General features: G+C 63.0%; 23 protein-coding genes. 7 read left to right on the plus strand and 16 right to left on the minus strand.

The window, feature by feature from the left end; all coding sequences use genetic code 11:
• Position 1: 1 nt before the first annotated feature.
• From lolD to AYM40_RS13320, 4 genes are all read right to left on the minus strand, one after another.
• On the minus strand, positions 2-745 hold the full coding sequence (gene lolD, locus AYM40_RS13305; protein WP_063496624.1) for a lipoprotein-releasing ABC transporter ATP-binding protein LolD: 744 nt from the start codon (positions 743-745) through the stop codon (positions 2-4).
• Positions 738-1,991 carry a lipoprotein-releasing ABC transporter permease subunit gene (locus AYM40_RS13310; protein ID WP_063498001.1) on the minus strand — a complete coding sequence of 418 codons (1,254 nt, stop codon included), beginning with the start codon at positions 1,989-1,991 and terminating at the stop codon, positions 738-740. Before AYM40_RS13310 ends, lolD begins: the two co-directional genes overlap by 8 nt.
• A gap of 206 nt (positions 1,992-2,197) precedes the next feature.
• The gene (locus AYM40_RS13315; protein WP_063496625.1) at positions 2,198-3,298 is read right to left on the minus strand and encodes an acyltransferase family protein; all 1,101 of its coding nucleotides are present in this window, start codon (positions 3,296-3,298) and stop codon (positions 2,198-2,200) included.
• A 211-nt stretch (positions 3,299-3,509) separates the two neighbouring features.
• Entirely contained in the window at positions 3,510-3,755 is a 246-nt protein-coding gene (locus tag AYM40_RS13320; RefSeq protein ID WP_063496626.1) for a hypothetical protein, read from the minus strand.
• 140 nt (positions 3,756-3,895) lie between these two features.
• Here AYM40_RS13320 and AYM40_RS13325 point away from each other — a divergent pair, with 140 nt between their 5' ends.
• The 5 genes from AYM40_RS13325 to AYM40_RS13340 all read left to right on the plus strand — a co-directional run bounded on the left by AYM40_RS13325 (position 3,896) and on the right by AYM40_RS13340 (position 10,863).
• Positions 3,896-5,089: a hypothetical protein gene (locus AYM40_RS13325; protein WP_063496627.1), complete on the plus strand. Its 1,194-nt coding sequence runs from the start codon at positions 3,896-3,898 to the stop codon at positions 5,087-5,089.
• A gap of 16 nt (positions 5,090-5,105) precedes the next feature.
• Entirely contained in the window at positions 5,106-6,812 is a 1,707-nt protein-coding gene (gene recJ / locus AYM40_RS13330; RefSeq protein WP_063496628.1) for a single-stranded-DNA-specific exonuclease RecJ, read from the plus strand.
• A gap of 197 nt (positions 6,813-7,009) precedes the next feature.
• Positions 7,010-8,114, plus strand: a protein-coding gene (gene prfB, locus AYM40_RS38520; protein ID WP_148662171.1) for a peptide chain release factor 2 whose coding sequence is annotated in 2 segments (ribosomal slippage) — positions 7,010-7,090 and positions 7,092-8,114 — 1,104 coding nt in all. Because the reading frame shifts where the segments join, the coding sequence is not laid out codon by codon here.
• Positions 8,115-8,236: 122 nt separating this feature from the next.
• Positions 8,237-9,793 carry a lysine--tRNA ligase gene (lysS, locus tag AYM40_RS13335; RefSeq protein ID WP_063498002.1) on the plus strand — a complete coding sequence of 519 codons (1,557 nt, stop codon included), beginning with the start codon at positions 8,237-8,239 and terminating at the stop codon, positions 9,791-9,793.
• Between the two features lie 329 nt (positions 9,794-10,122).
• The gene (locus AYM40_RS13340; protein WP_063496629.1) at positions 10,123-10,863 is read left to right on the plus strand and encodes a glycine zipper 2TM domain-containing protein; all 741 of its coding nucleotides are present in this window, start codon (positions 10,123-10,125) and stop codon (positions 10,861-10,863) included.
• Between the two features lie 132 nt (positions 10,864-10,995).
• Here the strand turns inward: AYM40_RS13340 and iscX are convergent, their stop codons facing one another.
• From iscX to AYM40_RS13390, 10 genes are all read right to left on the minus strand, one after another.
• Complete coding sequence (iscX, locus tag AYM40_RS13345) at positions 10,996-11,193, minus strand: Fe-S cluster assembly protein IscX (protein WP_007181290.1); 198 nt, start codon at positions 11,191-11,193, stop codon at positions 10,996-10,998.
• A gap of 15 nt (positions 11,194-11,208) precedes the next feature.
• Complete coding sequence (fdx, locus tag AYM40_RS13350) at positions 11,209-11,550, minus strand: ISC system 2Fe-2S type ferredoxin (RefSeq protein ID WP_063496630.1); 342 nt, start codon at positions 11,548-11,550, stop codon at positions 11,209-11,211.
• Between the two features lie 140 nt (positions 11,551-11,690).
• On the minus strand, positions 11,691-13,562 hold the full coding sequence (gene hscA, locus AYM40_RS13355; RefSeq protein ID WP_063496631.1) for a Fe-S protein assembly chaperone HscA: 1,872 nt from the start codon (positions 13,560-13,562) through the stop codon (positions 11,691-11,693).
• A gap of 140 nt (positions 13,563-13,702) precedes the next feature.
• Complete coding sequence (hscB, locus tag AYM40_RS13360; RefSeq protein ID WP_063498003.1) at positions 13,703-14,230, minus strand: Fe-S protein assembly co-chaperone HscB; 528 nt, start codon at positions 14,228-14,230, stop codon at positions 13,703-13,705.
• 177 nt (positions 14,231-14,407) lie between these two features.
• On the minus strand, positions 14,408-14,731 hold the full coding sequence (gene iscA / locus AYM40_RS13365) for an iron-sulfur cluster assembly protein IscA (RefSeq protein WP_028199494.1): 324 nt from the start codon (positions 14,729-14,731) through the stop codon (positions 14,408-14,410).
• A gap of 163 nt (positions 14,732-14,894) precedes the next feature.
• The gene (gene iscU, locus AYM40_RS13370) at positions 14,895-15,308 is read right to left on the minus strand and encodes a Fe-S cluster assembly scaffold IscU (protein ID WP_063496632.1); all 414 of its coding nucleotides are present in this window, start codon (positions 15,306-15,308) and stop codon (positions 14,895-14,897) included.
• A 61-nt stretch (positions 15,309-15,369) separates the two neighbouring features.
• Complete coding sequence (locus tag AYM40_RS13375) at positions 15,370-16,593, minus strand: IscS subfamily cysteine desulfurase (RefSeq protein WP_063496633.1); 1,224 nt, start codon at positions 16,591-16,593, stop codon at positions 15,370-15,372.
• 74 nt (positions 16,594-16,667) lie between these two features.
• Complete coding sequence (gene iscR / locus AYM40_RS13380; RefSeq protein WP_063496634.1) at positions 16,668-17,198, minus strand: Fe-S cluster assembly transcriptional regulator IscR; 531 nt, start codon at positions 17,196-17,198, stop codon at positions 16,668-16,670.
• Positions 17,199-17,345: 147 nt separating this feature from the next.
• Positions 17,346-17,843: a low molecular weight protein-tyrosine-phosphatase gene (locus AYM40_RS13385; RefSeq protein WP_063496635.1), complete on the minus strand. Its 498-nt coding sequence runs from the start codon at positions 17,841-17,843 to the stop codon at positions 17,346-17,348.
• Positions 17,844-18,090: 247 nt separating this feature from the next.
• Entirely contained in the window at positions 18,091-18,330 is a 240-nt protein-coding gene (locus tag AYM40_RS13390) for a hypothetical protein (RefSeq protein WP_063496636.1), read from the minus strand.
• A 269-nt stretch (positions 18,331-18,599) separates the two neighbouring features.
• Here AYM40_RS13390 and AYM40_RS13395 point away from each other — a divergent pair, with 269 nt between their 5' ends.
• Positions 18,600-19,163, plus strand: a complete 564-nt coding sequence (locus AYM40_RS13395; RefSeq protein WP_063496637.1) for a hypothetical protein — start codon at positions 18,600-18,602, stop codon at positions 19,161-19,163.
• A gap of 83 nt (positions 19,164-19,246) precedes the next feature.
• Here the strand turns inward: AYM40_RS13395 and AYM40_RS13400 are convergent, their stop codons facing one another.
• Both AYM40_RS13400 and AYM40_RS13405 read right to left on the minus strand, forming a co-directional pair.
• Positions 19,247-20,662 (minus strand): lactate utilization protein B, encoded by a 1,416-nt coding sequence (locus AYM40_RS13400; RefSeq protein WP_063496638.1) that lies wholly within the window; start codon positions 20,660-20,662, stop codon positions 19,247-19,249.
• A 192-nt stretch (positions 20,663-20,854) separates the two neighbouring features.
• Entirely contained in the window at positions 20,855-21,577 is a 723-nt protein-coding gene (locus AYM40_RS13405) for a (Fe-S)-binding protein (RefSeq protein WP_063496639.1), read from the minus strand.
• A gap of 179 nt (positions 21,578-21,756) precedes the next feature.
• On the opposite strand from AYM40_RS13405, the gene AYM40_RS13410 reads away from it, so the two are divergent.
• Positions 21,757-22,563, plus strand: a complete 807-nt coding sequence (locus tag AYM40_RS13410) for an IclR family transcriptional regulator (protein WP_063496640.1) — start codon at positions 21,757-21,759, stop codon at positions 22,561-22,563.
• Positions 22,564-22,591 lie beyond the last annotated feature (28 nt).

The raw sequence follows: 22,591 nt of genomic DNA on the forward strand, positions 1-22,591 counted from the left end.
CTTAGACCGGCACCGGCGGTTCTTCGTGCAAGACGCCGTCGCGCAGCCGCATGATCCGGTCACAGCGTCCGGCCAGTTCCGGATCGTGCGTGACGATCACGAAACTGGTGTCGAGCGTTTGCGACAGTTCGAGCATCAGGTTGAACACAGTGTCGGCGGTGCCGCCGTCCAGATTGCCGGTGGGTTCGTCGGCGAGCACACAGGCGGGCTTGGTAACCAAGGCCCGCGCGATTGCCACACGTTGGCGCTCGCCGCCCGACAGTTCACCCGGACGATGCTTCGCCCGATGCCCCATGCCGACCCGCTCCAGTACCGCGAGCGCTTCGCGCCGCGCGGCTTCGGTCGTCATGCGGCGAATCCGCAGCGGCATCGCGACGTTGTCGAGCGCGGTGAATTCCGGCAGCAGATGGTGGAACTGGTACACGAAACCGAGTGCGCGATTGCGCAGGTCGTTCCGTTCACGCTCGGAGAGCTTCGTAAACGGCTTGCCCATTACGGAGACATGGCCGGCGCTCGGATCGTCGAGGCCGCCGAGCACATGCAGCAGCGTGCTCTTGCCGGACCCCGACGCGCCGACGATCGCCAGTTTTTCGCCGCGCCGCACGTTCAATTGCGCGTTGTTAAGCACCTGCACATTGAGACCACCCTGCACGAACGACTTCGAAATGCCGGTTGCTTCCAGCACGTAGGGATGCAGCGCGGTGTCTTCTGAGACCATGGATAAATTGGCGGAACGGTCATTCATAGCGCAGTGCCTCCGCGGGACGGACTTTCGCACCACGCCAGCTCGGATAAAGGGTCGCCAGCGCCGACATCAGGAACGCGATGACGCCGATCCGCGCGACGTCGGCGGGAATCAGCTCGGACGGCAGTTCGCTGATGAAATACACGGACGGCGGCAGGAACTGCACGCCGAGCAGATGCTCGATCATCGGCACGAGCCACGGAATGCTCCACGCAATCAGGCAGCCGAGCGCGACGCCGGTCGCCGTGCCGATAAAGCCGATCGTCACGCCCTGCACCACGAAAATCTTCATGATCGAACCGGGCTGCGCGCCGAGCGTGCGCAGGATCGCGATGTCAGCCTGCTTGTTGGTCACCGTCATCACGAGCGACGACACCAGATTGAACGCCGCCACTGCGATGATCAGCGTGAGGATGATGAACATCATGCGTTTTTCGATCTGCACTGCCGAGAACCAGGTCTTGTTCTGTTGGGTCCAGTCGCGGATGTACAAATCGCCGGACAAGCTGCGCGCCAGTTGATGCGCGACCTCCGGCGCCCGCTGCATGTCGGTCAGGCGCAGCCGCACGCCGGTCGGCGCGGGCAGCCGGAACAGCGCCTGCGCGTCCTTGATGTTGATCAGCGCGAGGGTGCTGTCGTATTCGTAATGCCCCGACTCGAAGATGCCCACCACCGTGAACTGTTTCAGCCGTGGCAGCATGCCGGCGGGTGTGATGGTGCCCTCGGGCGCGACCAGCGTGATCTTGTCGTTGACTGTCACACCGAGATTGGTGGCGAGGTCCGCGCCCAGCACGATGCCGAAGTCGCCCGGCACGAGGTCGGTCAGCTTGCCGCCCTTCATTTCGCGGCCGATATCGGACACGTCGGGCTCGAGCGTCGGTTCGACGCCGCGCAGCGCGACGCCGCTCACGGCGTCCTGGCGCGTGAGCAGCGCCTGCGCTTCGACATACGGCGCCGCGCCGATCACTTCCTTGTTCTGGCGCGCTTCCTGGGCGGTCAGTTGCCAGTTGGGCATCGAACCGGTCGGCGAAAAGATTTCGACGTGCGCCAGCACCGACAACATCCGGTCGCGCACTTCTTTCTGGAAACCGTTCATCACGGACAACACGACAATCAGCGCGGCGACGCCGAGCGCGATGCCCGACATCGACACGAGCGCGATGAAGGAAATGAAGCCGTTACCGGTCGTGCGTTTGCCGGCGCGGGTGTAGCGCCAGCCAATTTGCCATTCGTAGGGAAATTTCAAGCGAATCCTTTTCTGCGTTCTTCGGCTTTCTGCTGCGTACGACGGCGCGAAGCGCCTGCCGTGCGGCCCGAGCGTCGTAATCATTGGTGTCGCGGCGGAGCGGATGGTTCCGGTATGGGCAAGCGCGAAGTTTGCCATACAAAGCCGCGGACTCGCGCAATGGCGCTCTGGAGCCGGCCTCAGGCAGACAAGCCGGCGACGCTGGATCAGGCCATATCCGCCATCGCGGTCTTGAAACGCAGCCGCTTCGCCGCGCCGGGCTTCAGCCGCAGCGCAGGCTGCTCAACGAGGTGCCAACTAAGCCAGGCAAGCCCCGTGCACAGAATCATCGTCACGCAGAACATCGGCCATGGCATCACTTTCGGCCAGTACCAGCTCAGCAGCTTCTGCACAGGCCAGCCATACAGATACAGCCCGTACGACAGATCGACGTAGCCGCCACTGCGAACGCGCCGCAGCGCGGGCATCGCAGCCACGCCGAACACCACGTAGGCGCCGGCCAACAGCACGCCCGGCCGCAGCCACTCCGGATAGAACAGCGACCAGGCCAGCACGGCGAAGGCCACCACCCAGCCCGTCAGCGTATAGCGGATGCGTTCGCGGAACAGGAAAAAACAGCTTCCAGTCAGGAACAGCGCCGCGAACCACGCCATGTAATCGGACACGCGCAGTGCCTTGAACCCGAACAACTGGTGCTGCGAATCGGTCGGACCGCTATCCGGCACCGTATAGCAGATCGCGGCGCCGACCAGCAGCGCGATGACGAGGAAAATGCGCCGGCGGCTGAACAAGCCGATGCAGCCGCACAACATCGCCACCAGATAGCAGCGAAATTCGAACGAGATCGTCCACATGGCGCCGTTCACGGTCTCGACCGGGGTACCGGCAAACACGCGCGGCGCCTGCGGCTCATGCAGAAGCAGAAGTCCACGCAGGAAGCCGCCCAGATCGAGACCCCGGAAATACTGAGCCGGGTCGGCGCCGAGTGGACCCACAATCAACACCGAAACCAGCGACGCGACGATAAAGCCCGGATACAGACGCAGCACGCGACGGGCGAGAAAACGCCCGGCCGAGGGATCATTCACCCAACTGCGCGTAATCAGATAACCGCTGATGAGAAAGAAACCGTCGACTCCGAGGCTGCCAGGCGTGGTCGTGCGCACGAGCGCCTGAACCGGGTCGGCAAAACCCAATAAGGCAAAGCTGTGCGAGAAAATAACGAAGATCGCAAACAGCAAACGTAAAACGTCGAAGTTGAGTAAATGCCCCGATACAGCAAGGTCTGAAGAGTGGATCACTTTCATTGGTCTGTTTTTGTTTTGTAATCGTTATTCGCGGTGAATCGCGTGGCGGCGGAATTCTAATGGAATTCCAAAACCTCACAAAGATCCTGGTTCGTCAGGCGTAGAAGAATTTTCCCGTACGGATTCGCGGCCGGCATGAAGCCACCTGCCCGGCGCTCCGCGCCCGGAGCGCTCGGAATGAACGCCGGCTAAGCGCCGGCCGCCGCATCGGCTAACACAGGTTGTAACGGCTGCGCAGTTCGTTGATGATGCGCGCCGCCACGCTGTTGGCGGCATCGCGCACGTCCGCGTCCTTGCGGTCGCGGTGCAGGTGGTTGATGTCCCAATTGCAGCCCTCCTCATCCTCGACCGTTTCGTGGAAGCCGGTCGGAATCCATCCGGCGGTCGCCGGGTTCGCATCGAGGGCCTTGACGACCAGTTCAAGCAGTTCCTGCTCGGTTTTGAGTTCACGCGACATGCCGGTCTCCATCGTCATGTGCGCGGTGCCGCCGCGCGCGGCTGCTGCAACGTCCGCAGGGCGGCGAGCGCAAGCCGTCGCTGCCGCGGTTCGTCAAGCGGGGAGCTGAAGGTCTGAATACTCGCACTCTTTGCCCTACAATGCGCAGCATCATGCCCGCCAACCGCCTCCATCTTCTCCTGCCCTTCGCGCTGCCCGCCGCAGCGGACGCCTCCACCGCCCTGCACGACATCCAGAGTCCGGCCCTCGACCGGCTGATCGCCCGCGCGACGCTGGTCGAACGGGTGATCGGCGAAGATTTTCAGCGCACGCTGCCGCACGAGCGCTGGGTGGCGCGCCAGTTCGGCGCGCTGCCGAGCGGCGCGGCGGCCGCCGACGAAGCACCGCTTGCCCCGTACATGCTGCGCGCCGACGGCGGCGACCCTGGCCCCGCCACGTGGGCTTGTGTGCAACCGGTGCATGTTCGCATCGCGCACGACCATCTGGTGCTGATCGATCCGGCCTCGCTCGAACTGTCCGACGACGAAGCCAGTGTGCTGCTGGCGGTCGCCCGGCCGTTGATCGAGGAACTCGGCGTGCGCATCGAAGCGCCTAAGCCCGCCCGCTGGTACCTGTCGGGCGACGGCTTCGGCACGCTGGCAGGGGCGTCGCCGTTGCGCGCGAGCGGCCGCAACATCGAAATCTGGCTGCCGCACGAGGCGCACTCCGGCGAGCGGTCGCGCGCCTGGATGAAGCTGCAAAACGAAGTGCAGATGGCGTGGTTCGAGCATCCGGTCAATGAAGCGCGCGAGGCGCGTGGCCTGCCGGCCGTCAACTCGATCTGGTTTCACGCACAGGGCGCGGCGCAACCCGTGACGAGCCCGTTCGCGCGGGTCTTCTCCGATGCGGCGGCCACGCGGGGGCTCGCCATGACGGCGGGTGTCGACGTGGGCGCACCGCCGACGTCCTTCGCGGCGCTGATGGCAGCTCGCGCTGCGGGGGGTGCTTCAGGTACCGCTTCGGGTCACATACCTAGCGGCGTATCCGCGAACACGAATACCAACGCAAACGCAAACGCCAACGCCAACGCCAACGCGAACGGCGCCACGCTAGTCGAACTCGATCCCTTCTCCGTGCCCTACATCGAGCAGGACTGGGCGCGCTGGAACGACGCCTTCGCCGCGTTGCAAACCGACTGGTTCGAACCGGCGCTGACAGCACTGCAGTCGGGCCAGCTTGGCGAACTGGGCCTGACGCTGTGCGGCGACACCGGTTCGGTGACGCTCACGGTCACACGTGGCGACCTGCGCAAATTCTGGCGGCGGCGCGTGCTCGCCTCGCTCTTCATCGAATGATCCACGGCCTTTCCGAATGACTCGAATCGTTACGCGCGCCGGCTCGCCTGTCGACGCCGAAGTTCTCACCCGCCATGGCCTGCATCCGGTGCTTGCGCGCCTGTATGCCGCGCGCGGCGTGTGCATGCCCGATGAAATCGAAACCGGTCTCGCGCGGCTCGTGCCGCCTGCCGCGCTCAAGGGCTGCGAAGACGCCGCGGCGCTGCTCGCCGATGCGATTCAGAGCAAACGCCGCATGCTAGTGGTCGCGGACTACGACTGCGACGGCGCCACCGCCTGCGCGGTCGCAGTGCGCGGGCTGCGCATGTTCGGCGGCCAGATCGAGTATCTGGTGCCGAACCGCTTCGAGTACGGTTATGGCCTGACGCCCGAGATCGTCGCGCTAGCCGCCCGCAGCGCGTCGGGCAAGCCGGAACTGCTGATTACGGTCGATAACGGTATCGCCAGCGTCGACGGCGTGGCAGCGGCCAATGCGCTCGGCATCGACGTGCTGGTCACCGACCATCACCTCCCCGGCGACGAACTGCCGGCTGCACGCGCCATCGTCAATCCGAACCAGCCGGGCTGCACATTCCCGAGCAAGTGCATCGCAGGTGTCGGCGTGATGTTTTATGTGCTGCTGGCATTGCGCGCGGAATTGCGCCGCCGCGGCGCCTTCAACGACGCTTTCCCTGAGCCGCGCCTGGATGGTCTACTCGATCTGGTCGCGCTCGGCACGGTCGCCGACGTGGTCAAGCTCGACGGCAATAACCGCGTGCTGGTCGCGCAAGGTCTGCAGCGGATTCGCAAAGGCAAGATGCAGCCAGGCATCGCCGCCCTCTTTCGCGCCGCTGCGCGCGACGCCCGCAGCGCCTCGGGTTTCGACCTCGGCTTCGCGCTCGGCCCGCGCCTGAACGCGGCCGGCCGCCTGTCGGACATGTCGCTCGGAATCGAGTGTCTGACCACCGACGACATCGGCCGCGCATGGGATCTCTCGCAGCAGCTCGACACCATGAACCGCGAGCGCCGCGAAATCGAAGCCGGCATGCAGCAGCAGGCGCTCGAAGACCTCTCGGCGATCAATCCTGACGGCGCGACCACCATCACGCTGTTCAATCCGAGTTGGCACCAGGGGGTGATCGGCATCGTCGCCGGGCGGTTGAAGGAGAAATTCCACCGGCCGTCGTTCACATTCGCGCTCGCCGACGACAGCGGCCAACTCGTCAAGGGCTCCGGCCGTTCGATCTCGGGCTTCCATCTGCGCGACGCGCTCGATCTGATTTCGAAGCGCGAGCCTGGCCTGATCGTCAAATTCGGCGGCCACGCGATGGCCGCGGGCCTGACGATCGCCGCCGCCGACGTGCCGCGCTTTACGGCCGCGTTCGAGGCAGTAGGCCGCGAATGGCTCTCTGAAGAAGCGCTGTCGCGCACGGTGGAAACCGACGGCGAACTCGAAGACGCCTATTTCACGCCGCAATTCGTCGAAATGCTCGACGCCGCCGTATGGGGCCAGGGCTTTCCGGCGCCGGTGTTTTCCGGCGAATTCGATATCGCGTCACAGGCGCTGGTCAAAGACAAACATCTGAAGCTGCAACTCGTGCGCGGCCGCCAGCGTTTCAACGCGATCTGGTTCAATCACACCGACACGCTGCCCGCGCGCACCACCGTTGCATACCGGTTGGCCAGCGACACGTGGAATGGCGTGTCGCGAGTGCAATTGATCGTCGAGCACGCGGCGAGCTGAAGCGGCGGCGAGGTTCCCGCGCGAGCGCCTCTAGTGTGCGGCTTGCGCGCAGCCAACGTTCCGCCCGCCTTGCGCGCAAAGCGTCGAAAATCACTGCAAAATCAACCCCAAACCCGCGCCGGATTGCTCACAAGCCTCCGGCGCGGGGCGCCGATCGGCTATAATTTCCCCTTTTTACGAAGCTATAAAAGATCGACATGGAAGCGGAACGTCTCAACGCGATCGAAGCCTCTCTGGCGGACCTGCGCACGCGCGCGGACTCGCTACGGGGGTATCTTTGACTACGACGACAAGGCATTACGTCTGATCGAAGTCAACCGGGAGCTCGAAGACCCGGACGTCTGGAACGACTCGAAGCACGCCCAGGCCCTCGGCCGGGAAAAAAAACTGCTCGACGACACCGTCGGCAAACTCACGTCACTCGATAACGACTTGCGCGATGCGCAGGACCTGTTCGACATGGCCCGCGAAGAAGACGACGAGGAAACCCTCGTCGCCTGCGAATCAGACGCGCAAGGCATCGAACAACGTGTCGCCGACATGGAATTCCGCCGGATGTTCGCGAATCCGGCCGACCCGAACAACGCTTTCCTCGACATTCAAGCCGGCGCCGGCGGCACTGAAGCGTGCGACTGGGCGTCCATGCTGCTGCGCCAGTACCTGCGCTACTGCGAGCGCAAGGGCTTCAAGACCGAAATACTGGAACAGACCGAAGGCGACGTCGCGGGCATCAAGAACGCCACGATCAAGATCGAAGGCGAATACGCCTACGGCTTTTTGCGCACCGAAACCGGCGTGCACCGCCTCGTGCGCAAGTCGCCGTTCGATTCGTCGGGTGGCCGCCATACGTCGTTCTCGTCGGTGTTCGTGTACCCGGAAATCGACGATTCGATCGAAGTCGACATCAACCCGGCCGATCTGCGCGTCGACACGTACCGCGCGTCCGGCGCGGGCGGTCAGCACATCAACAAGACCGATTCGGCGGTGCGGATTACGCACATGCCATCGGGCATCGTCGTGCAGTGCCAGAACGACCGCTCGCAGCACCGCAACCGCGCCGAAGCCATGGCCATGCTGAAATCGCGCCTGTACGAAGCGGAAATCCGCAAACGCCAGGCCGAGCAGGACAAGCTCGAAGCCGGCAAGACCGATGTGGGCTGGGGTCACCAGATCCGCTCGTATGTGCTGGACAACAGCCGTATCAAGGACCTGCGCACCAACGTCGAAATCAGCAATACCAAGAGCGTGCTCGACGGCGACCTCGATCCGTTCATCAGCGCCAGCCTGAAACAGGGCGTCTAAGCGCAACCGGCGCGGCATGCATCGCATCGCCGCGCCGCCTCTTTTTACCGCCTGAGGTTTTTCACTGACTGGCCACCCGCATGTGGGGCACCCCGATGCGGGCCACCGAATACCAAATCATCATGACCGAACCGACCCAGCCGAATGCGGCCCAGCCTAATGCGGCCCAGCCTAATGTCGTACCCGAGGTGGACGACAACAAGATCATGGCCGAACGCCGCGAAAAGCTGCGCGAACTGCGTGAGCAAGGCGTCGCCTATCCGAACGATTTCCGCCCCACGCATCACGCCGAAGATCTGCAAACGCAGTACGCCGAGACCGACAAGGAAGCACTCGAAGCCAATCCGCTCGAAGTCGCGATCGCCGGCCGCATGATGCTCAAACGCGTGATGGGCAAGGCGAGCTTTGCGACCGTACGCGACGGTTCAGGTCAGATCCAGTTTTTCATTACGCCCGCAGACGTCGGCCAGGAAACGTACGACGCCTTCAAGAAGTGGGACATGGGCGATATTGTCGCGGCGCGCGGCGTGCTGTTCCGCACCAACAAGGGCGAGCTCTCGGTGCGTTGCACCGAACTGCGTTTGCTGTCGAAATCGCTGCGCCCGCTGCCGGACAAGTTCCACGGTCTGGCCGATCAGGAAATGAAGTACCGCCAGCGCTACGTCGACCTGATCGTCACGCCGGAAACGCGCAAGACGTTCGTCGCACGCACCAAGGCGATGTCGTCGATCCGCAAGTTCATGGCGGACGCCGACTTCATGGAAGTCGAAACGCCGATGCTGCACCCGATTCCGGGCGGCGCGGCGGCCAAGCCGTTCACCACGCACCACAACGCGCTCGACATGCAAATGTTCCTGCGCATCGCGCCGGAACTGTATCTGAAGCGCCTCGTGGTCGGCGGCTTCGAGCGTGTGTTCGAGATCAACCGTAACTTCCGCAATGAGGGCGTGTCGGTACGCCACAATCCGGAATTCACGATGATCGAGTTTTACGCGGCGTACACCGATTACAAGTGGATCATGGACTTCACCGAGCAACTGATCCGCCAGGCGGCGATCGATGCGCTCGGCAGCGCGACGATCAGCTACCAGGGTCGTGAACTCGATCTGGCCACGCCCTTCCATCGCCTGACGATCAGCCAGGCGATCCAGAAGTACGCGCCGCAGTACACGGACGCACAACTCGGCGACGACGCATTCCTGCGCACGGAACTGAAGAAGTTCGGCGTCGATGCCTCGCAGCCGCAGTTCCTGAACGCGGGCGTCGGCGCGTTGCAGCTGGCGCTGTTCGAAGAGACCGCTGAATCGCAATTGTGGGAGCCGACTTTCATCATCGACTACCCGATCGAGGTGTCGCCGCTGGCGCGCGCGTCGGACAAGTTCGACGGCATCACCGAGCGTTTCGAACTGTTCATCACGGGCCGTGAAATCGCCAACGGTTTCTCGGAGCTGAACGATCCGGAAGACCAGGCTGCCCGCTTCAAGAAGCAGGTCGACCAGAAAGACGCCGGCGACGAAGAAGCGATGTTCTACGACGCCGACTACATCCGCGCGCTGGAATACGGCATGCCGCCGGCCGGCGGTTGCGGCATCGGCATCGACCGCCTGGTGATGATGCTGACCGACAGCCCGAGCATTCGCGACGTGATTCTGTTCCCGCATCTGCGCCGCGAAGACTGATCGTTGCGTCGCTCGCCTCGACGGCTCGCAAAAAATCGCCCGGCTCGATGCCGGGCGTTTTTTCTTGAGGTGCATGAAAAACTCCGCCGGCTAAAACCTGACAGTTTGTAACCATCGGTAAAAGGCGCGTATCCGCCGCTGGGCCGCGGTTTTCTTAAGCTGCTGCGGACCCGCAAGAAATCAGGCACTCCGCCGCGCTGCGCGCAGCTTTGACGCGAAAGAGCCACGATGATTGCCGGGAAATGGTTACAAATTGAAACCCTCCCGGGATCGATTTGTCCGACACTCAGTCTCAATAACAGTCGACTCTGCTCCAGACGGAGGCCAACATGGATAGTCCAGATACCAAACCCCCGCAACAACGTCGTCTTCACCCGCTCGTCGCTACGGCTGCGGGTGCGGTGATCATCGCCAGTCTTGCCGCGACAGCGGCCGTCACGGGCCTGTTCCCAAAGGCGTCGAGCAGCGGCGCGCAAACGGATCAGACCCAGGCTGCGCAAGTGACCACTCAACCAGGTGTGGTCGATTCGGCGGCGCCGGCCAATCTGTCGGCGCAACAGGCAGCACAGCAACAGGCAGCGCAACAGCAGGCCGAACAGCAGGCTCAACAACAGGCTCAGCCGCCGGCCCAACGCGCGCCCGCCCCGGCGGCGCCGCAGCAACAACAGTACGCCCAGCAGCAACAGGCCCAGCCGGCACCGCAGTACGCTCAGCAACAGCCGTCGCAACCGGCCTATTGCTCGACCTGCGGCACGGTCGAAGGCGTCTCGGCGGTACGACAGGAAGGCCATGGCACGGGTATCGGTGCTGTCGGCGGCGCCGTGGCCGGCGGCGTAGTAGGCAACCAGTTCGGTAGCGGCAACGGCCGGACCGCGATGACAGTGCTGGGCGCGCTCGGCGGCGGCCTGGCCGGTAACTCGGTTGAAAAGCACATCCGCAGCACGACTTCCTACTCCGTGCGGGTGCGGATGGAAAACGGCAAGACGCGCTACTTCACCTATCACGAAGCGCCGCCGTTCCAGCAAGGTCAGCGTGTGCGGGTCGAAAACGGCACGCTCGTAGCAGTCTGACCGCTGGCAGCCTGATGATTCTCCAGGCATTAAAAAAGGCGATTCCGATGGAATCGCCTTTTTCTTTGCCGCAGCAGGAGCGCAAGCTCAATCAAACGCGCCCCGCCGCCAGCGGAAAGCTCGGCAATGCGTTCAGTAATCCGCGTCTTCGATCCATGCAGCCTGAATTGCTTCAAGGATCTTCTCGTTCGACCGGTTAGGGTCGTCGTCGAAACCTTCCAGCTCGGTGACCCAACGGTGCAAATCAGTGAAGCGCACCTGCTGCGGATCGATGTCCTGGTGCTTGTCAGTCAGGGCCATCGCGATGTCTTGCGTATCGGTCCACTTCATGGCTGCATCCTCCAGTTAGTGATTTTCCTTCGCGTGATTGATCGAATAGCGCGGGATCTCGACAACCAGATCCTGCCCGGCCGGCACCGTCGCCTGGCACGACAGACGCGAGGCTGGCTCGAGCCCCCACGCCTTGTCCAGCAGATCGTCCTCGTCTTCCTCAGACGGCGTCAAGGCGGCGAAACCCTCACGCACGATCACGTGACAGGTCGTGCACGCGCAGGACTTCTCGCACGCGTGCTCGATTTCGATGCCGTGCTCGAGCAGGCTGTCACAGATGCTCTTGCCGGGCACGGCATCGATCACCGCGCCTTCCGGGCACAGTTCGACGTGAGGCAGCACAACGATTTGAGGCATACATTTTCCGTTTGGGTCTGCGGCACGGCTGCCGCAAACAGGCTCCGTACCATTTTACTGGCGCCGCGCGGACTTTTTAAGTCCGCGCGGCGCGATTCATTGCCGGCTGGCGCGCATGACGCGGCCCCGCCGCGAGACGCTCAGATCTCATCGAGCTTGCGGCCGGCCAGCGCGCGGCGAATGCCCTTGTTCATGCGGCGGGCGGCGAATTCATCGGTGCCTTCGGCGAGCGTTTTGGTCGCGGCTTCGATCGCGTCGGCGTTGTCGCTTGCCGCGATGTTGCGCAAGGCGGCGAGCAGCGCGTCGAGTTCGGCGCGTTCGCTGTCGTCGAGCAATTCGGCGTCGGCGGCAAGCGCCGCGTCGGTCGCTTCGACGAGACGGCGCGCTTCCACTTGCGCCTCACGCAGCGCGCGCGCGCGCATGTCGACTTCGGCGGTCGAAAAGCTCTCTTCGAGCATTCTGGCGATGTCGTCGTCGGCGAGACCGTAGGAAGGCTTCACCACTACCGACGCTTCCACGCCCGAACCCTGTTCACGCGCGAACACGGACAGCAAGCCGTCCGCGTCGACCTGATACGTGACGCGGATCCGCGCCGCGCCGGCTGCCATCGGCGGGATGCCGCGCAGTTCAAAACGCGCGAGCGAACGGCAATCGCTGACGAGCTCGCGCTCGCCTTGAACGACGTGGATCGCCATCGCCGTCTGGCCGTCCTTGAAGGTCGTGAAATCCTGCGCACGGGCAACCGGAATCGTCGAATTGCGCGGAATGATCTTCTCGGTCAAACCGCCCATCGTTTCGACGCCGAGCGACAGCGGAATCACGTCGAGCAACAGCCAGTCGTCGCCGTCGGCGCCGCGGTTGCCCGCCAGCAGATCGGCCTGGATCGCCGCGCCGAGCGCGACGACCTGATCCGGGTCCAGATTGATCAGCGGCGGCTGGCCGAAGAACGACTCGACTGCGCGGCGAATCACCGGCATGCGCGTCGCGCCGCCGACCAGCACCACGCCTTTGATGTCTTTCGTCGCCACTTTGGCGTCGCGCAGCGCTTTCTTCGTGGGGCCAAGCGTGCGTTGAACCAGCGCCTGAGTGATGGCCTCGAAAGTGGCCTCGCCGACAGTCAGATCGATCTGGGTGCCGTTCGACAGCGTCGCCTGCACCTTCGCATTCGGCGCGTCGGACAACGCCTCCTTGGTCACGCGTACGCTGTCGAGCAGCAAGCGGACGTCTTCCGGTGCGAGCGTGTTCGGCGCGATGCCTGCCTGCTCCAGTACGTGGCGATACAGTGCGTGATCGAAATCGTCGCCGCCGAGCGCGGAATCGCCGCCCGCCGCGAGCACTTCGAACACACCCTTGGTGAGCTTCAGAATCGACAGATCGAAGGTGCCGCCGCCGAGGTCGTAGACCGCGTAGAGTCCTTCGGAGCCGTTATCCAGACCGTAGGCGATCGCGGCCGCAGTCGGCTCGTTCAGGAGACGCAGCACGTTCAGGCCGGCCAGGCGCGCGGCGTCTTTGGTCGCCTGGCGCTGCGCTTCGTCGAAATACGCGGGCACGGTAATCACTGCGCCGACCAGTTCGTCGCCGAGCGTGTCTTCGGCGCGCTGGCGCAGCGTCGCAAGAATTTCCGCCGAAACTTCGACCGGGCTCTTCACACCGTCGACAGTACGGATTTGCACCATGCCGGGCGCGTCGACGAAATCGTACGGCGCGTTTTCGGCGCCTTCCACTTCCGCCTTGCCGCGGCCCATGAAGCGCTTGACCGACACGATCGTATTGCGCGGATCGGTCGCGGCTTCAGCCTTGGCCGTGCGGCCGATGCGGCGGCCACCTTTTTCCAGGTAACGCACCACCGACGGCAGCAGCACATGGCCATTTTCGTCCGGCAGCACGTCGGGCACGCCGCTGCGCACGGCGGCGACGAGGGAATTGGTGGTGCCTAGATCGATACCGACCGCCAGACGCCGCTGATGGGGCGCCGGCGCCATGCCGGGTTCGGAGATTTGCAGTAGGGCCATCTGGATCTTCTCGGAGCCGCTTGGCCCCGTCCTGAATTTTTGCGTTGCTGGATGCGTTACTAAATGCGTTGCTACGGCTGCTATGGGTGCCTGTTCATGCGCTGCGCCGGCGCGCGCCAGGCCGCCGCACCGCCGGACCGCTAGCTCTCGAGCCGCTCGATCTGCGTGCCGATTTCCGACGCCACCCGCTCGATGAACATCAACTGCCGCACTGCCTCGCCCGCTGCCTGATCCGCGCCGCTGTCGAGCAGCGCGCCGAGCTTGTCGAAACGCATGCGTTCTTCGTCGCGCAGTTCGGTCAGCAAGGCGTCGAGCGCGCCGACGTTCTTCGCCGCGGCGGCGTCTTCAATGCCTTCGCGCCACTCCATCTGCTGCATCAGGAACGCCGGCTCCATCGCCGTATTGTTATGCGTATCGACGTCGATACCGTGCAAGTGCAGCAGATAGGTCGCGCGCTTCAACGGATCGCGCAGCGTCTGATAGGCCTCGTTGGTGCGCGTCGCCCATTGCATCGCGATGCGCTTTTGCGCGTCGCCGGCCGCCGCGAAGCGGTCCGGATGCACCTGGGCCTGCACCGTGCGGTAGGCATGATCGAGTGCCGCTGCGTCGAGCGCAAATCGCGCCGGCAGATCGAACAGGTCGAAGTGGCTGTCGTTCAGCGAGACCATCGGATAAAAGGAGTCCATTCTGGAAAGCGCACCGGGGTGCAAGCTAAAAACGCGAATCGAAAGCGCCGCGAAGGTTCAGCAGCAAAGGGCGACCGAAAAGCAGCAAGCCGATGCGCGGATGAAACTAAAAAGGCGGCCCGCGCCGCCTTTGATCCGCCGCACGCGGAATGAGCCGATTTACACGCGGAACGATTCGCCGCAACCGCACTCGTCCTTCACGTTCGGGTTGTTGAACTTGAAGCCTTCATTCAACCCTTCGCGTGCGAAGTCGAGTTCGGTGCCGTCGATATAGGCGAGGCTCTTCGGGTCGACAATGATCTTCACGCCGTTGCAGTCGAACACTTCGTCTTCGGGCGCGAGTTCATCCACGTACTCGAGCTTGTAGGCCAAACCCGAGCAACCCGTGGTGCGTACGCCTACGCGCAACCCGACACCCTTGCCGCGGCGAGTCAGATACTTCTGGACGTGCTGTGCTGCCTTTTCGGTCAACGTAATTGCCATAGCGTTTCTCATTGCGCCGCGCGCGTTCGGCATTCCTATGCCTACTGACACGCTGCTACCCTGCCTGCATCAAATATCGCTCATGCCGGACGTGCGCTTCTACTCGCACCGCCTGCTTCGAGTCACTCAAATGAGCGCACTCAACCACGCGCTCGACTGCCGCTTACGCGTGTTGCGTGTCGCCTTCGACGACCGCTTCACCGTGACGTTGCTTGTAATCGGCGACCGCTGCCTTGATCGCGTCTTCCGCGAGGATCGAGCAGTGGATCTTCACCGGCGGCAGCGCCAGTTCTTCGGCGATCTGCGTGTTCTTGATCGACATTGCCTGATCGAGCGTCTTGCCCTTCACCCATTCGGTGACGAGCGAGCTCGACGCGATCGCCGAACCGCAGCCATACGTCTTGAACTTTGCGTCTTCAATGATGCCGTCCGCGCCCACGCGGATCTGCAGCTTCATCACGTCGCCGCATGCCGGTGCGCCGACCATGCCAGTGCCGACCGCATCGTCGTCCTTCGCGAAGGAACCGACGTTGCGCGGGTTTTCGTAGTGGTCCAGAACCTTTGCGCTGTAAGACATGATTAACTCCTAGTTTCGTTTCAACCTGCGTTCTATACGTTACGCGACGCTAAGTGGCGCGTCAGTGCGCGGCCCACTGGATCGTCGAAATGTCGATCCCGTCCTTGTGCATTTCCCAAAGCGGCGACAGATCGCGCAGCTTCGAAATTTTGGTCTTCAGCAGGTTGATCACGTAATCGACGTCCTGCTCGGTCGTAAAACGGCCGACTGTAAAGCGAATCGAGCTGTGCGCCAGTTCGTCGTTACGGCCCAGTGCGCGCAACACGTACGACGGCTCCAGCGAAGCCGACGTGCATGCCGAACCCGACGACACCGCCACATCCTTCACAGCCATGATCAGCGACTCGCCTTCGACGAAGTTGAAGCTGATGTTCAGGTTGTGCGGCACACGCTGTTCCATGTCGCCGTTCACATACACTTCTTCAATGTCCGACAGGCCGCGCAGCAGACGGTCACGCAACATGCGGATGCGTTCGTTTTCGGTCGCCATTTCTTCGCGAGCGATACGGAACGCCTCGCCCATACCGACGATCTGGTGCGTAGGCAGCGTGCCCGAACGCATGCCGCGCTCGTGACCGCCGCCGTGCATCTGCGCTTCGATACGGATACGCGGCTTGCGGCGCACGTACAGCGCGCCGATACCTTTCGGGCCATAGGTCTTGTGCGCCGAGAACGACATCAGGTCGACCTTCAGCTTTTGCAGATCGATCTCGACCTTGCCGGTGGCTTGCGCCGCGTCGACGTGGAAAATGATGCCCTTTTCACGGGTGATCTCGCCGATCGCCTCGATGTCCTGGACCACGCCGATCTCGTTGTTCACCGACATGACCGAGACCAGAATCGTATCCGGGCGCAGCGCGGCCTTGAACTTCTCGAGGTCGATCAGACCGTCGTCCTTCACGTCCAGATACGTGACGTCAAAGCCTTCGCGTTCGAGTTCGCGGCAGGTATCGAGCACAGCCTTGTGCTCGGTTTTCACCGTGATGACGTGCTTGCCACGGCTCTTATAGAAGTGCGCGGCGCCCTTGATCGCGAGGTTGTCCGATTCCGTTGCACCTGACGTCCAGATGATTTCGCGCGGGTCGGCGTTCACCAGCGCAGCGACGTTTTCGCGCGCCTCTTCGACCGCACGCTCCGCGTCCCAGCCATACGCGTGGCTACGCGATGCGGGGTTGCCGAACTGCTCGCGCAAGTACGGAATCATTTTGTCCACCACGCGCGGATCGACCGGGGTCGTCGCGCTGTAGTCCATGTAAATGGGCAGGTGGAGAGTGTCGTTGTTCATCAATTGCTCCGGGGACGTCATTACTCTGGCTTCTGGGTTCCTGATCAGGCTGCGGTGCGTTCAGATTGCCGCGCCTAGGAACCGGCCATGTTGAAAACAGAATTAGGACCTTTCGGCACGACGCGGGCGGGTTCGACCGCCGGCGCCTCGCTGCGCCGGTCACGCAAGACCGCCGGCGCACCTTCGCGCGAACGCTGCTGATCGACCAGATCTTTCAGGGAGACCGAATCCAGGTACTCGACCATTTTCTGGTTCAGCGTCGACCACAATTCGTGCGTCATGCAGTGGCCGTCGTGCTGCTTGGTGCCCTCGCACGAGCCCTTGCCGCCGCACTGGGTGGCGTCGAGCGGCTCGTCGACAGCGATGATGATGTCGGCGACGGTCACGTCTTCAGCGCGGCGGGCCAGATTGTAGCCGCCGCCCGGTCCGCGCACGGACTCGACGATTTCGTGACGACGCAGCTTGCCAAACAGCTGCTCGAGATAAGACAGGGAAATATGCTGGCGCTGGCTGATACCCGCAAGCGTCACCGGGCCCTGCTCCTGGCGCAGTGCCAGGTCAATCATCGCCGTGACGGCGAAACGGCCTTTCGTGGTGAGTCTCATATGGTGTGGGAACCGCAATTCTCGACAAGTTCGGTCAAGTATAAATACATGAGTGAATTAGTCAAGTATCCCTATCGCGATTTGGGTCATTTGCTTAATTACTGGATAAGGCGGTCGACGAAAAACATTCGCCGATGACCACCCGACTTACGCAAGCAGTTGGGGACGCAACACTGCGATCAGCCCGTGGCAGGCCGCTTCGCATTGATCCAGCACCTGCTCGAACCCTTCGGCGCCGCCGAAATAGGGGTCGGCGACTTCGCGAGCGCCACCCCAGCGGCCATCCGCCTCAGGGACGAACTCCATTAGCATGCGGATTTTGTCACGCTGCTCCGCCGGACAAGCCTGGCGCAGTGCGGCGACGTTTTTGTCGTCCATCGCGATCAGCAGGTCGAAGCGCTCGAAGTCGGCCGCCGCGATCTGACGTCCACGCAAGGCGGCAAGCTCATAACCTCGCCGGCTGGCCGCACGTTGCGCGCGCTCGTCAGGCGGCTGGCCGATGTGCCAGTCTCCCGTGCCCGCGGAATCGACCAGAATGCGTTCCGCAAGCTTCGCCTCGCCGACCAGTCGGCGCATCACGCCTTCCGCGGTCGGCGAACGGCAAATGTTCCCCAGGCAGACGAAGCAGACGGACACGGTTTTCATCAGAGGCGTTCGGACGCTAAACGCCCGCGGATAGACAGTTAGGCAACGGTGCCGCGATTATACAAAGCTGCACCAAATCACGCCGGAGGCTGGGCACGTTCTGCCGGCGTCCGAATTCGGCCATGGACGCCGCGCCGCGCCGGCAAGGGCCAGGTTCGGTCACAGACGCCGTCGCGCTCCAACCCACTGCCGGTTCGGCAGCGACCGAGGCGATGCCATCCCGCCGCACCGTCCAACCCCGCCGCGTTCAGGATGCTTCCGCCAGCGGCATTACCGTCACGGCGCGCATCGGTTTGGCCGGCAACTTCGCCGCGTTGTCGACCATGCCGTACGAGACGGCGCGCGCCAGTTCCGCCGTCAATCGATCAGCAGCGAGCGGGGCTTGCGAGGCACGCGAAGCAGCGTCGCCGCAAATGTGCAAATAGCCTGCCGCAGCAAGGGGCACAACGATAGCGAGGGGCCAGTACACCGATATTGTCTTTTTCATGATGTTGTTTCTTCCGATTAGGGGCTCGTGAACTCGTGATCCACTATGCCCAGTCGAAATGCTATAGGAATCCACAATCGGCAAAAACCCACGGGCGCGAGATACAGCGTTGCACTGAATGGAACAGTGCATCGACGGGTTTGCCGCGCACGACGTTGGCCTGCGTCGTGGCATGAAAAAGAAATCCTTACAAACACATACAAAACGGGCGCGACAGTTGGCGATAATGGCTGTCTTACAGACACGAAATCTTCGCACTGATCCTCCAAATGAAACGTATTGCTCCACTTGCCGGCCTGACGCTCGCTGTTGCCTTGCTAGGCGGCTGCGCGGTCTATCCGGACGGCACGCCGATGGTCGGCAACGGCTATGGCGACGGTTACAGCGGCTATGACGGGTACGACGGCTATGCCACCGGCGTGCCGGTCGTGCCGCAAACCAACGTCTATATGGGCTACAGCAATTATCCGGGCCCGGGTTACTACGACGGGCCGGGCCGCTATTACGGGCCGGGGCCGGGTTATCGGGGCTACCCGGGTTACCCGGATCGCGGACGGCCGAATAATGGCAACGATGGAAACAACGGAAACCGCGGAGATAACGGCGGCTGGCGTGGTCAGCCGAACGGCGGCGGCCCGCACGGAGGACCGCCGCCTCAAGGCGCAGTTGGCGGGCCGAGGGGACCGAGTGGGTCCAATGCGCCACGACCGGGGGCAGGCAGCCCGCCGCCCCCGCCGCCACAGCAAGCGGGCAACGGCGGTGGACGCGGCAATGGAGGCAATGCGCCGGCCCGAGGCACTTACGGCCGCCAGCCAGGGATAACAGATCATTGATCGGGTAAGGAAGGGGGCAGGCGTAGGCGCCGTCTCGCGCCACCTTCCAGCAGCCGTGCAAATAGAACGACAGCGCCGCTCGCTCAGCCAATATGGCTGCGTTGCGCGGCGTACAGTTCTCTGAACGTACGGCCAACCGGAGCCGGCATATCGCGCGTATCGGTCCAGCCCGCGCCGCCTAGCGGCAGCCTCGCAATAGAACGATTTCGCCCGCCCATTCGCTCCAGCACGCGAACCGCCAGCTTGGTGAAGAGCGCATAAACATCCGGGTGCAGCGCGAGGAAACCCCACACCGCGAGCCCCATTCGTTCGCGCCACGGCCGCAGGTGCCGTTCGACCTGCTTTTCGCGCAGCTTGCGCAGCAGATCGGACAAGGGAATGCCCACCGGACATACGCTGTTGCACTCGCCGCACAAAGTCGCCGCCTGAGGCAGATCCAGCGCTTTGTCGATCCCAACGTAGCTCGGCGTCAGCACCGATCCCATCGGACCCGGATAAACCCAGCCGTAGGCATGACCACCCACCTTCTGATACACCGGGCAATGATTCATGCAAGCGCCGCAACGGATACAGCGCAGCATTTCCTGAAAGTCACCGCCGATCAGCCCCGTGCGCCCACCGTCGACCAGCACCACATACATATGCTCGGGTCCGTCCTGATCGCCCGTGCCGCGCGGCCCGGTCAGCACGGAAAAATAGTTCGAGGTCGCCTGGCCGGTGGCCGAGCGAGGCAAAAGACGCATCGCCGTCGCCAGATCTTCCAGCGTAGGCAACACTTTCTCGATGCCGGTCACAGCTACGTGCACGCGTGGCATCACCGTGCACATGCCCTCGTTACCCTCGTTCGTGACAAGCACAACCGAACCCGTCTCCGCCACCACGAAGTTGCCGCCGGTCACCCCCATGTCCGCGGTCATGAAGTGCGGGCGCAGCATCTCGCGCGCTTCGCGGGTCATGTCGGTGATTTCGGTCAGACGCGGCCGGCCATGCGTTTTCGCGAAGAGCTCGGCGATCTCGTCCTTATCTTTATGGACGACCGGCGCGATGATGTGGCTGGGCGGCTCGTTGTCGTTGATCTGCAGAATGTATTCGCCCAGATCGGTTTCGATCGATTGCACGCCCATCTGCCCGAGCACCTCGTTCAGACGCATTTCCTCGGTGACCATCGACTTGGTCTTGATCACCTTCTTCACCTCGTGCCGGCGCGCGATATCGCCGACGAGGCGCGCGGCCTCCTGCGTCGTCTCGGCGAACAGGACCGTGACGCCGCGCCGGCTCGCTTCACGTTCGAAGGTCTCGAGCCAGACGTCGAGATTGTCCAGCGCCCGATTGCGGCGCTCCTTCAGCGCGGCCCGGGTGGCGGGAAAATCGATCGCGGTCATGGCCGCGGCACGGGCCGACACGAACTTGGTCGACAGCTTGGTGAGGTTCTGCTGCAGACGCTGGTCGGCGAGTTTCTGGCCCGCGCGGGCCTTGAAATGCATCGATTGGACTTGCATGGCGGCCTTGGGCGTATTCGAGAGAAATGGGCGAGCGAAATGCGCAGTTGAAATGTGCAAGCGAAATGCAAGCGAAATGCAAGCGAAATGCAAGCGAAATGCAAGCGAAATGCGAGCGAAGCGTACGGGTGAAGCGCGCGAATGGAGTGCGCCGACTCAAGCACGCCGGTTTTGGGCGCTGCAGCGACTTTATTAAGCGTCGCCGGCCAGCACCTGGGCAATGTGCAGCACGCGTGTGGTGGTATCGCCAGTGCGCCGCAAGCGGCCTTCGATATTGAGCATGCAGCCGAGGTCGCCAAGCACCACCGTGCCGGCGCCGCTCGCGCCGATATTCGCGCATTTCTCGTCGACGATCGCCGTCGAGATGTCGCCGTACTTGATCGCGAAGGTGCCGCCAAAGCCGCAGCAGTGCTCGCAATCCTTCATTTCCGTCACCGCCACACCGACCTGCGCCAGCAAGGCGCGCGGCTGCGCCTTGACGCCGAGTTCGCGCAGCCCCGAACAGGAATCGTGATAAGTCACCTGGCCCGCGAACTCACCTGGCTGCAATTGCACCTTGGCCACATTGACGAGGAAATCGGTCAGTTCGAACACTTTGGCCCGCAGCCGGCCAAAGCGGTTCATCAGTTCCGGATCGTCCGCAAACAGGTCGCCGTAATGCGCACGGATCATGCCGCCGCAGGAACCGGACGGCACCACGACGTAGTCGAACTGTTCGAACTCGCGCAAGGTTTTCTCGGCCAGGTCGCGCGCGATGCGCCGCTCGCCCGAGTTGTACGCGGGTTGCCCGCAACAGGTTTGCGCGGGCGGCACCACGACCTCGAAACCGGCGCCTTCGATCAGCTTGATAACCGAAAAACCGATCTCCGGACGCATCAGATCGATCAGGCAGGTAACGAACAATCCGACTCGCATGAGCCCTCCTTCGGGAAAACGTGCCTGATTATCCGCTGTTTGCGGCACAATACCAACGGCCAGAAGGCATAGGACGAACGCCACGTAAAATTGGAATAGCGCATCCAAGCGCTTCCCTTCTTTTCACAATACGGGATACAATCAATTTCCGCTGTTTGACGCGCCAACCGATTCCTCCCATGAGCGATACGAACCCGGATCCCAAAACTTCGATCCAGGTGATCGAACGCATGATGCGCCTGCTCGATGCACTCGCTGCGCATAGCGACCCGGTCAGCCTGAAAGAACTCGCCATCCGCACGGAGCTGCACCCGTCCACCGCGCACCGCATCCTGAACGATATGGTGATGTGCCGGCTGGTCGACCGGTCGGATCCCGGCACCTACCGTCTCGGTATGCGCCTGCTCGAACTGGGCAATCTGGTGAAGGCGCGGCTGTCGGTACGCGACGCGGCGCTCACGCCGATGCGCGAGCTGCACCGTCAAACCGGGCAGACAGTGAATCTGTCAGTGCGTCAGGGCGACGAGATCGTCTATATAGAGCGCGCCTATTCCGAACGCTCCGGCATGCAGGTGGTGCGAGCGATCGGTGGGCGCGCGCCGCTGCATCTGACCTCGGTGGGCAAGCTCTTCCTCGCCGCAGACGAATCGACCCGCGTGCGGGCGTACGCCACGCGCACCGGCCTGTCCGGTCACACGCAGAACAGCATCACCGATCTGACCAAACTCGAACGCGAACTGTCGCACGTGCGCCAACAGGCGTGCGCGCGCGATAACGAAGAACTGGAACTGGGCGTGCGCTGCATTGCAGCGGGGATTTACGACGACACCGGCAAGCTGGTTGCGGGCCTGTCGCTGTCCGCCCCAGCGGATCGTTTGCAGGACTCATGGCTCGGGCAGCTCAGCCAAACGGCCCTGTTGATTTCCGAATCGCTTGGTTATCGCCCGCAGACACCGCAGGAGCATGCGCATTCCCAGCACGCCTAGCCGGCCGCCGCCCTCCTCCGGCTCAATA

This window comes from Paraburkholderia phytofirmans OLGA172, from assembly GCF_001634365.1.
Lineage (GTDB): Bacteria > Pseudomonadota > Gammaproteobacteria > Burkholderiales > Burkholderiaceae > Paraburkholderia.

What these genes read in the sequence shown, in the direction of transcription:
- AYM40_RS13395 (WP_063496637.1), top strand. Translation starts at nt 18,600, where the DNA reads ATGAAACGTATTGCTCCACTTGCCGGCCTGACGCTCGCTGTTGCCTTG.
- iscX (WP_007181290.1), bottom strand. Translation starts at nt 11,193, where the DNA reads ATGAAGTGGACCGATACGCAAGACATCGCGATGGCCCTGACTGACAAG.
- AYM40_RS13315 (WP_063496625.1), bottom strand. Translation starts at nt 3,298, where the DNA reads ATGAAAGTGATCCACTCTTCAGACCTTGCTGTATCGGGGCATTTACTC.
- AYM40_RS13400 (WP_063496638.1), bottom strand. Translation starts at nt 20,662, where the DNA reads ATGCAAGTCCAATCGATGCATTTCAAGGCCCGCGCGGGCCAGAAACTC.
- AYM40_RS13340 (WP_063496629.1), top strand. Translation starts at nt 10,123, where the DNA reads ATGGATAGTCCAGATACCAAACCCCCGCAACAACGTCGTCTTCACCCG.
- iscA (WP_028199494.1), bottom strand. Translation starts at nt 14,731, where the DNA reads ATGGCAATTACGTTGACCGAAAAGGCAGCACAGCACGTCCAGAAGTAT.
- hscB (WP_063498003.1), bottom strand. Translation starts at nt 14,230, where the DNA reads ATGGTCTCGCTGAACGACAGCCACTTCGACCTGTTCGATCTGCCGGCG.
- iscR (WP_063496634.1), bottom strand. Translation starts at nt 17,198, where the DNA reads ATGAGACTCACCACGAAAGGCCGTTTCGCCGTCACGGCGATGATTGAC.
- AYM40_RS13385 (WP_063496635.1), bottom strand. Translation starts at nt 17,843, where the DNA reads ATGAAAACCGTGTCCGTCTGCTTCGTCTGCCTGGGGAACATTTGCCGT.
- AYM40_RS13375 (WP_063496633.1), bottom strand. Translation starts at nt 16,593, where the DNA reads ATGAACAACGACACTCTCCACCTGCCCATTTACATGGACTACAGCGCG.
- fdx (WP_063496630.1), bottom strand. Translation starts at nt 11,550, where the DNA reads ATGCCTCAAATCGTTGTGCTGCCTCACGTCGAACTGTGCCCGGAAGGC.
- AYM40_RS13410 (WP_063496640.1), top strand. Translation starts at nt 21,757, where the DNA reads ATGAGCGATACGAACCCGGATCCCAAAACTTCGATCCAGGTGATCGAA.
- iscU (WP_063496632.1), bottom strand. Translation starts at nt 15,308, where the DNA reads ATGTCTTACAGCGCAAAGGTTCTGGACCACTACGAAAACCCGCGCAAC.
- hscA (WP_063496631.1), bottom strand. Translation starts at nt 13,562, where the DNA reads ATGGCCCTACTGCAAATCTCCGAACCCGGCATGGCGCCGGCGCCCCAT.
- recJ (WP_063496628.1), top strand. Translation starts at nt 5,106, where the DNA reads ATGACTCGAATCGTTACGCGCGCCGGCTCGCCTGTCGACGCCGAAGTT.
- AYM40_RS13325 (WP_063496627.1), top strand. Translation starts at nt 3,896, where the DNA reads ATGCGCAGCATCATGCCCGCCAACCGCCTCCATCTTCTCCTGCCCTTC.
- lysS (WP_063498002.1), top strand. Translation starts at nt 8,237, where the DNA reads ATGACCGAACCGACCCAGCCGAATGCGGCCCAGCCTAATGCGGCCCAG.
- AYM40_RS13405 (WP_063496639.1), bottom strand. Translation starts at nt 21,577, where the DNA reads ATGCGAGTCGGATTGTTCGTTACCTGCCTGATCGATCTGATGCGTCCG.
- AYM40_RS13320 (WP_063496626.1), bottom strand. Translation starts at nt 3,755, where the DNA reads ATGTCGCGTGAACTCAAAACCGAGCAGGAACTGCTTGAACTGGTCGTC.
- AYM40_RS13390 (WP_063496636.1), bottom strand. Translation starts at nt 18,330, where the DNA reads ATGAAAAAGACAATATCGGTGTACTGGCCCCTCGCTATCGTTGTGCCC.
- lolD (WP_063496624.1), bottom strand. Translation starts at nt 745, where the DNA reads ATGAATGACCGTTCCGCCAATTTATCCATGGTCTCAGAAGACACCGCG.